Origin of the sequence: Campylobacter sp. BCW_6467 (genome assembly GCF_001762855.1) — a bacterium.
Taxonomy (GTDB): Bacteria; Campylobacterota; Campylobacteria; order Campylobacterales; family Campylobacteraceae; genus Campylobacter_D; species Campylobacter_D jejuni.
Window position 1 is genome coordinate 1 of the sequence record NZ_MJXP01000022.1, and the last position, 8457, is coordinate 8457.

The following is an 8457-nucleotide window of genomic DNA, read 5'->3' on the forward strand; positions in this document are numbered from 1 at the left end:
CTTACTGTACTAGAAATAATAGCTGATTCATTAGCAATTTCAACATTATCTTTAGTAGTTTGATCAATTTGTGCTACGCTATCATTGATTTGAGTAATACCTGCAGTTTGTTCTTTAATACTTTCTGCCATATCATTGATAGATTGAACAAGTAAGTTAGTATTAGCTTCTATTTCAGATAAAGACTTTTGAGTTCTCTCAGCTAGTTTTCTAACTTCATCAGCCACAACAGCAAAGCCTCTACCATGTTCTCCAGCACGAGCTGCTTCAATAGCTGCATTTAAAGCTAGAAGATTGATTTGATCTGCGATATCTCCTATAATACCTGTAACATTTTTAATCTCTTCAGATTGAGTGATAACATCACTAGTTTTAACTGAAACATTTTGCATAGAAGAAGTGATCTCTTCTAAAGCTGCTGCAGTTTCTTCTAAAGATTGAGCTTGAGAATTTGAAGAAGTGGTTAAGCTTTGAACAGCAGTTTGTAATTTTCCACTTTCATTAGCTAAAGCATTAGCAAAGTCTGAACTTTGTTTTAGCATTTTAACTATTTCATCGCCTAAAGCATTAGTAGTTAATTCAACACTTCCTGAAGCATTAGAGATTTTATTTCTAAAATCTAAGCTTTTGTATTCTTCAAATATTTTATGAATAACATTCATATCAGAACCTACTCTAGCTTGTAAAACATCAAGAAGTTTATTTAGAACATTTTTAAGTTCAATAAGTTGTGGGTTTCTTGGATTAGCAGTAATTCTTGCTGTTAAATTACCACCTTCTACAACTGATACGGTTTGAACTGATTCTTTAACAGCTTGATTGTCTTGTTCTAAACCTTTTTTAGTAGCAAGGATGTTTTCGTTGATAGCACTTGAGATTTGTCCAAATTCATCATTGCTTTTTACTTCTATAGTAGAAACATTTTTTGTTTTATGATTGATAAAGTCAAAGAAATTTTGCAAAGATTTAAAAATTGAATTAATTTTTGCACTTACCATATATTTTATACACATATATACAATAGCTGAAATTATAATTAAAAATATAACAACTACAGCAACTATAATTAACTGAAGATTATATAAAGGTTTTAAAACTGAATTTTTAGGGGTTGTTACAAGTATACTCCAATAACTTGAATCTTCTAGGGTACTAAAGGAGACAACCGAAGCATAACTAGTTAAACCTGTAGATGTATAAAAATTATTGATTAAAATATCTCTATGTTCTTTAATAGCACTTAATATAGGAGCTACAGAAGGAGAATGGTTGTATTCATTGATTTTTTGCAAAATTGCTTTAGGATTTTCATGTATAACAAATGTTCCATCATCTGTAAGTAGTAATCTTTGATCTCCTTCGTGAAAATTTAATGAAGGATCAAGTAAAGCTTTAGACATCTGTGAAAGCTCTAAAGAGAAACCAATAACTCCTGCAAAGTCTCCTTTTTGATTAAAAATAGGCATTCCTAAGTTTATTCCTAAAAATTCTCCATTACCATAATCAAGACACTTAACTGAACCAAAAATAACCTTTTGCTCTCCATTGTGCACATTGTTTTCAATTTTTGAGATTACAGGTATACTGTTATACATATTTTTATTTTGTATAAATGTTTTAATACCTCCGTCAATCCCTGGAGTTGAATCATTATAAACAATAGATAAATTTCCATTTTGAATGTCTTTTTCTTTATTTCCTGATAAGACTGAAAGATCTTTAATGTACAAAAAAGCATAAGTGGTATGCATACTTGAATCTAATGTTTTTTTGGTTAAATTTTCCAATACATTAATGTCAATATTCCCATTATCATTAATAACTTGTTGTATGCTAGTACCTAATGCTTTAGAGAGTAAAAAAGGTTCATTAAGCGTGGATTGCATATAATTTACATATCTTTTTGAAGCTATGTCTAGAGCAATTTCTGCTTCTTTTTCCATATTTTGAGAAACTTTCCATGATATGATGGCAATCATAAAGACTAAGCTAACCATAACACTTCCAATTACTGAAAGGGTTAATTTAGTTCCGATAGATTTTAACATTGTCTTCCTTTCTTGTATATTTATTTTCTAGAATTATAACTATAAAATGCTTATTTTTTTCTAAAAAAGTTATTAATTATTAATTAATATTTTGTTAATATTAATTAATAATTAAATTAAATAATGTTAAAATACATTTACATCAAATTTATATTAAGGAATAGCAATGAAAAAGATTTTCATTTCTTTTGTTGTCCTAGCGACATGTTTATGGGCAAAAAATACCGCCTATACTGATGAAGTTGTATCGCTTTATCTTAATAAAGATGATACTAAAGTCATAGGAAGACTTTTACCTACAAATCCTTTTGAAGTGTTAAAAAGCGAAAATAACAAAGTTTTGCTAAAAATTGATGGTTATGTAAATCCTAAAGCACCTTCTGTGATTTATTTCAATGACTCTCAAAGAATTATTGTTGCAGCTTTTTCTAAAAATACAAAATTAAATTTCTCTCAAAGAATAACTGGAAAAAATGGAAAATGGGATAAGGTAAGCCTTGAAATTTGGGCAGATAAAAAAGAATTTGTCAAAGACAATAAAGAAATGTTAAATCGAGCCAAAGAGCTTTTTGTAAATAACTGTGGAATTTGCCACGCTATCCACAAAGAAAAAGAATTTACAGCTAATGCTTGGCCTGCAATTTTCCGTTCTATGGCCGATAGAACAGGTATTGATAAAAAAGACAGATGGCTAGTTATAGAATACTTACAAAAAAACGCAAAAGATTTTAAAACAAAATAAGGAGAAAAGCATGCTAGATAGAAGAAAATTTTTAAAAATTGGAGCGAGCTTAAGTGCTTTACCTCTCATTCCAAGCTTAAGTGCAGGAAAAACCTTAGAAGCTTCAAAAGTTAGCCTCGGACTTGTAAAAAATGGAGAAGTGATTACCGCAGCACACTGGGGGATTTTAAAACTCACTATAAAAGATGGTAAGATAGTAAAAAGTGAACCTTGGGAAAAAGTTACAAAAATGGATAATCCTTTACAGCACTATACTGCCGATATGGTTTATAAATCTCGTGTGAAGTATCCTTATGTGCGTAAATCCTACCTTGAAAATCCTGACAATCCTAAACCTGAGCTTCGCGGAAAAGATGAGTTTGTTCGCGTAAGTTATGGTGAAGCGATCAAGCTTATCGCCAAAGAGCTTAAAAAAACAAGAGATAGTAAAGGTGCAAGTGCGATTTTTGGTGGAAGCTATGGCTGGAAATCAAGTGGAAATATGCAAAACTCACGCATCTTACTTCATAGATTTTTAAATGTAACAGGTGGATTTGTAGGAGCTACAGGAGACTATTCTACAGGAGCTTCTCAAGTGATTATGCCTTATGTTGTAGGATCGATTGAAGTTTATGAGCAACAAACCTCATGGGAAAATATCTTAAGTGATTCTAAATATGTTGTGATTTGGGGTGCTGATCCGCTTTCTACTTTACGCATAGCTTGGACTTCAAACGAACAAAGAGGTTTGGCATACTTTGAAAAACTTAAAGACAGTAAAATCAAAGTGATTTGTATAGATCCTATAAAAACCACTACAGCGAAATTTTTAAATGCCAAATGGATAGCTCCACGCCCAAATACCGATGTAGCTTTAATGATGGGTATGGCAAGCCATTTAATTGCTAAGAAAAAAGTTAATTACGAGTTTTTAGACACTTACACTACAGGCTTTGATAAATTTAAAGATTATTTAGAAGGTAAAGAAGATGGAGTGAAAAAAGATACCAAATGGGCAAGTAAAATTTGCGGTATCGATGAAAAAACTATCAAAAAATTAGCTGAAACTTTTTATGATAATCCTACTATGATTATGAGTGGTTGGGGTATGCAAAGAGCACATCATGGCGAACAGCCTCACTGGATGCTAGTTACTCTTTGTGCAATGTTAGGACAAATCGGCACAAAAGGAGGCGGTTTTGGACTAAGCTATCATTACAGCAATGGCGGTGTTCCAACTTGCAAAGGCGGAGTTATCGGCGGTATGACAGCAGGTAGTTTAGGGATTTGGAAAAATGGTAAATTTAAAGGTTTAGTAAAAAGCGAAACTTCAAACGAAGGCGCAGAATGGCTTCAAAATGCAGCGAGTTATTCTTTCCCTGTAGCAAGAATCGCTGATGCTTTACTTCACCCTGGAAAAACCATAGATCACAACGGCTCTAAGCTTACCTATCCTGATATTGATTTTATTTACTGGGTAGGCGGAAATCCTTTAGTGCACCATCAAGATACTAACACTAACGTAAAAGCATGGAGAAAACCACGCACCGTTGTGGTAAATGAAATTTACTGGACTCCAACAGCTAAAATGGCAGATATTGTTATGCCTGTAACTTCATCTTATGAAAGAGATGATATTACCATGACAGGAGATTATTCAAATATGCATATAGCTCCTATGAAACAAGCAGTTGAGCCTGTGGGTGAAAGCAAAGATGATTATGTAATTTTCTCTGATATTTGTAAAATTTATGGAAAAGATGTCTTTAATGCCTATACAGAAAATGGCAAAAAAGCTAAAGATTTCATCAAAGAATACTACAACAGTGCCCTAAAACAAACTCAAAGTTTTGGCGAAGCTTTTGCTATTCCTATGCCAAGTTTTGAAGAATTTTGGGCTAAAAATGAACCAATCACTTTTGAACCAACAGCTGAAAGTTTAGAATGGACTCGTTTTTCAGAATTTATAGAAGATCCTATCTTAAATGCTCTGGGTACAGATTCAGGACTCATTGAAATTTACTCAGAAGCGATTAAAAATTATAATTATGATGATTGCAAAGCCCATCCTACTTGGTTTGAGCCTATTGAATGGCTTGGAAATGCAACCAAAGAAGCACCTTTCCACTTACTTACAAATCACCCAAGAGATCGCTTGCACTCTCAACTTTGCCACACAAGCTTAAGAGATACTTATGCAATAAAAGATAGAGAGCCGATTTTAATCAATTCCAAAGATGCAAAAAAACTTGGTATAAAAAATGGCGATGTAGTACGCGTGTTTAACAAACGCGGTGAAGTTTTAGCAGGGGCTGTTGTAAGCGATGAAATCATGCAAGGGGTTGTAAGGATTTGTGAAGGTGCTTGGTATGATCCTAATGAAAACGGACTTTGCAAATGTGGAAATGCAAATGTTTTAACCATGGATATGCCAACTTCAAAACTTGCCAATGGCAATATCTCTCACACAGGGCTCGTAAACATAGAAAAATTTAAAGGTGAACTACCAAAACTTACTGCCTTTAATGCGCCAAAAGGTGTGAATTAAATTGCAAGAAAGCCGTAAGGCTTTCTATTGTCCAAGCAAATTTAAACTTAAAGCCATTATTGCCATTCCTAATATAAGTCCATATAAACTATCATGGGCCTTATCATAAGTTTTTGCAGCGGGCAAAAGTTCATCAAGAGATATAAAAACCATAATTCCTGCAATCACAGCAAAACTTATAGCTAAAGTAAGATCGCCTATAAAAGGCAATAAAATCAAAGCTCCAACAAAAGCACCCAAAGGCTCTGCAAAACCCGAAAGAGCTGAATAAATAAAAGCCTTTTTCTTATTTCCTGTAGCATGGTAAATTGGCAAACTCACGGCCAAACCTTCAGGGATATTGTGTATAGCCACAGCTATAGCTATAGCAATTCCTAAAGTAAGATTGTCAAGACTCGAAATAAAAGTAGCAAAACCTTCTGGGAAATTATGTATAGCAATAGCCAAAGCTGTAAAAATCCCTGTGCGTTTTAAAGCTTTAGTATTGATCTGATGCAACTTTTCTCCAGGATGAAATTTCGGAGGATTTTGTCCTTTTTGAGGTAAGGGACAAATTTTTAACTCGCTTAAATCCTCTTTAGGCTCGTGAGGATTGACATCTTCGGGGATTAATTTATCAATCAATAAAGATATTAAAATTCCACCAAAAAAACAAGCTAATCCCAAAAGCTCAGCCCAATGCGAATCATAGTGATTTTTAAAATCTTTCAGTGCAGTGGGTAAAATTTCCATGAAAGAAATATATATCATTACCCCAGCTGAAAAACCAAGTCCTAAAGAAAGTACCCTTAAATCATCTTTTCTAGAAAAAAAGGCTATTATAGAACCTATAGCTGTAGAAAAACCTGCAAAAAGAGTCAGTAGCATTGCGATAAAAATTTGTTCAAAGGTAAATTGCATTAATAATTCTTAACTTCAATAAAATTTTAATATTTTAAATACTTATATTTATAAAAAGTTAACATATGGTAAAATTACAAAAGATATTAAAATTTTTAAGAATATTTTAAAAAATTATAGAATACTATACTAAGTTTTTTATAAATTTTTAAAAGTTAAGGAAAAAATATGAATTTTCGTTCTTTAAATATAAGCACTAAGCTTATTCTATCTGTAGCTATAGGGGTAATTTTAGGCATTATCGTATTAGTTTCAACAGTTTCCATATATATTTCTGAAAATATGGAAAAAGAGGCCAAAGATTCAATATTTTTAGCTTCAAAAAGATACACCAATTATATGGAAGGTATTCTAAATGAAACTGTTGCACTTACAAAAGGAACCGCAACTTCCTTAAATGATATGTTTGAACACAATAATCAAGTTGATGCTGATTTGATTGAAAGCTTAATGAAAAATTTATTTGATAGTAGTTTATATTCAGCTTATACTTTTTTGTATTTAAAAGATACTTCAGTGCTAGGGGATGCTCAAGGAATTGATAAAAGATACACAAGTTCTGATGGTAAAACTTTTGCTATGATTTATTTTGATCAAACCACTGGAAAATCTGGAGGAATAGAAACGATTCAAACGCCAAATAATTTTGGTAATTTAAAGATTATAGAGCAAGTAGAAAAAAACGCTAAATATGGAGATAAAGATAGTTTATTTGTTGGGCCACCAACTAAACTTAACTACGATGGAAAAGATTTTCTAGGTATTAATTTTGGAATGCCTATTTTTAATAATAAAGGTAAATTGATTGGAGTTGCTGGATATACTTTAGATTTTTCTGAAGTTTCTGAAACCATACTTGACCCAAAATTAGATTTTTTTGAAGGGGATTTAAGATTTTTAATGACTGATAAAGGTGTTATTGCCATTCATAAAAATCATAATGCCATTTTAAAAACACTCAGTGATATAAATAAAGATCCCTCTGTGGAGTTAGTCAATAATGCTGTTAAAGAACACAAAACTGTTATAATAGATGATTATGTTGCTTCAACTGGAGATTTAAGCTATGCATCCGTTTCATCTTTTAGTACTGCAAATAATTCAAGTTATTGGAGTATGGTTGTAACTGCTCCTAAAAATTCAGTTTTAGCACCTTTAAAGAAACTAGAAATTATTTTTATTGTGATTTCTTTTTTTATACTACTTGTCATATTGATTATAGTTTATGTCTGCGTTAAAAAAATAGTTGGATCTAGAATTCCTGTCATTTTAAAATCTTTAGAAAATTTCTTTCGTTTTTTAAATCACGAAAAACACGAAGTTGATTTAATTTCAATCAAAGCCGATGATGAACTTGGAAAAATGGGCAAAATGATCAACGAAAACATCCTTGCTACTAAAAAAGGTTTAGAACAAGACAATCAAGCTGTTAAAGAATCAGTTCAAACCGTATCAGTTGTAGAAGGTGGTAATTTAACAGCAAGAATTACTGCTAATCCAAGAAACCCACAACTTATTGAACTTAAAAATGTTCTAAATAAACTTCTTGATGTTTTACAAGCTAGAGTAGGTTCTGATATGAATGTTATTCATAAAATATTTGAAGAATACAAAAGCTTAGATTTTAGAAATAAAATCTCTAATGCTTCAGGAAGTGTTGAATTAACTACTAATGCTTTAGGCGATGAAATAGTTAAAATGCTAAAACAAAGTTCAGACTTTGCTAATGCTTTAGCTAATGAAAGTGGAAAATTACAAACTGCTGTTCAAAGCTTAACCACTTCTTCAAATTCTCAAGCTCAATCTTTAGAAGAAACTGCAGCAGCTTTAGAAGAGATCACTTCTTCTATGCAAAATGTTTCAGTTAAAACTAGTGATGTTATCACTCAATCTGAAGAGATTAAAAATGTTACAGGTATTATAGGAGATATCGCAGATCAAATCAATCTTCTAGCTTTAAATGCAGCTATTGAAGCAGCTCGTGCTGGAGAACATGGTAGAGGCTTTGCTGTTGTGGCTGATGAAGTTAGAAAACTAGCTGAGAGAACTCAAAAGTCTTTATCTGAAATAGAAGCTAATACTAACTTACTTGTTCAATCTATCAATGATATGGCAGAAAGTATTAAAGAACAAACTGCAGGTATTACTCAAATCAATGATAGCGTAGCACAAATTGATCAAACTACTAAAGATAATGTTGAAATTGCTAATGAATCAGCTATTATTTCTAGTACAGTAAG

5 protein-coding genes are annotated in these 8457 nt (G+C 31.9%); 3 read left to right on the plus strand and 2 right to left on the minus strand.

What is annotated here, in order from left to right; genetic code table 11:
- Window positions 1-2048: methyl-accepting chemotaxis protein (locus tag AJ888_RS03225; RefSeq protein WP_186820528.1), on the minus strand; the 2048-nt coding region annotated here is incomplete at its 3' end.
- 166 nt (window positions 2049-2214) lie between these two features.
- Between AJ888_RS03225 and AJ888_RS03230 the strand changes: the two genes are divergently transcribed.
- Both AJ888_RS03230 and AJ888_RS03235 read left to right on the plus strand, forming a co-directional pair.
- Window positions 2215-2790, plus strand: a complete 576-nt coding sequence (locus AJ888_RS03230) for a cytochrome c3 family protein (RefSeq protein WP_070296122.1) — start codon at window positions 2215-2217, stop codon at window positions 2788-2790.
- A 10-nt stretch (window positions 2791-2800) separates the two neighbouring features.
- Window positions 2801-5317 carry a molybdopterin guanine dinucleotide-containing S/N-oxide reductase gene (locus tag AJ888_RS03235; protein WP_070296123.1) on the plus strand — a complete coding sequence of 839 codons (2517 nt, stop codon included), beginning with the start codon at window positions 2801-2803 and terminating at the stop codon, window positions 5315-5317.
- Window positions 5318-5341: 24 nt separating this feature from the next.
- Here AJ888_RS03235 and zupT read toward each other — a convergent pair whose 3' ends face one another.
- The gene (zupT, locus tag AJ888_RS03240; RefSeq protein WP_052776816.1) at window positions 5342-6217 is read right to left on the minus strand and encodes a zinc transporter ZupT; all 876 of its coding nucleotides are present in this window, start codon (window positions 6215-6217) and stop codon (window positions 5342-5344) included.
- 168 nt (window positions 6218-6385) lie between these two features.
- Here zupT and AJ888_RS03245 point away from each other — a divergent pair.
- Window positions 6386-8457, plus strand: a 2072-nt coding sequence (locus AJ888_RS03245) for a methyl-accepting chemotaxis protein (protein WP_070296124.1), incomplete at its 3' end; no start/stop codon positions are given.

Bases quoted from the DNA above. Each gene is read 5' to 3' on its own strand.
- AJ888_RS03230 (WP_070296122.1), top strand. From the start codon at position 2,215: ATGAAAAAGATTTTCATTTCTTTTGTTGTCCTAGCGACATGTTTATGG.
- AJ888_RS03235 (WP_070296123.1), top strand. From the start codon at position 2,801: ATGCTAGATAGAAGAAAATTTTTAAAAATTGGAGCGAGCTTAAGTGCT.
- zupT (WP_052776816.1), bottom strand. From the start codon at position 6,217: ATGCAATTTACCTTTGAACAAATTTTTATCGCAATGCTACTGACTCTT.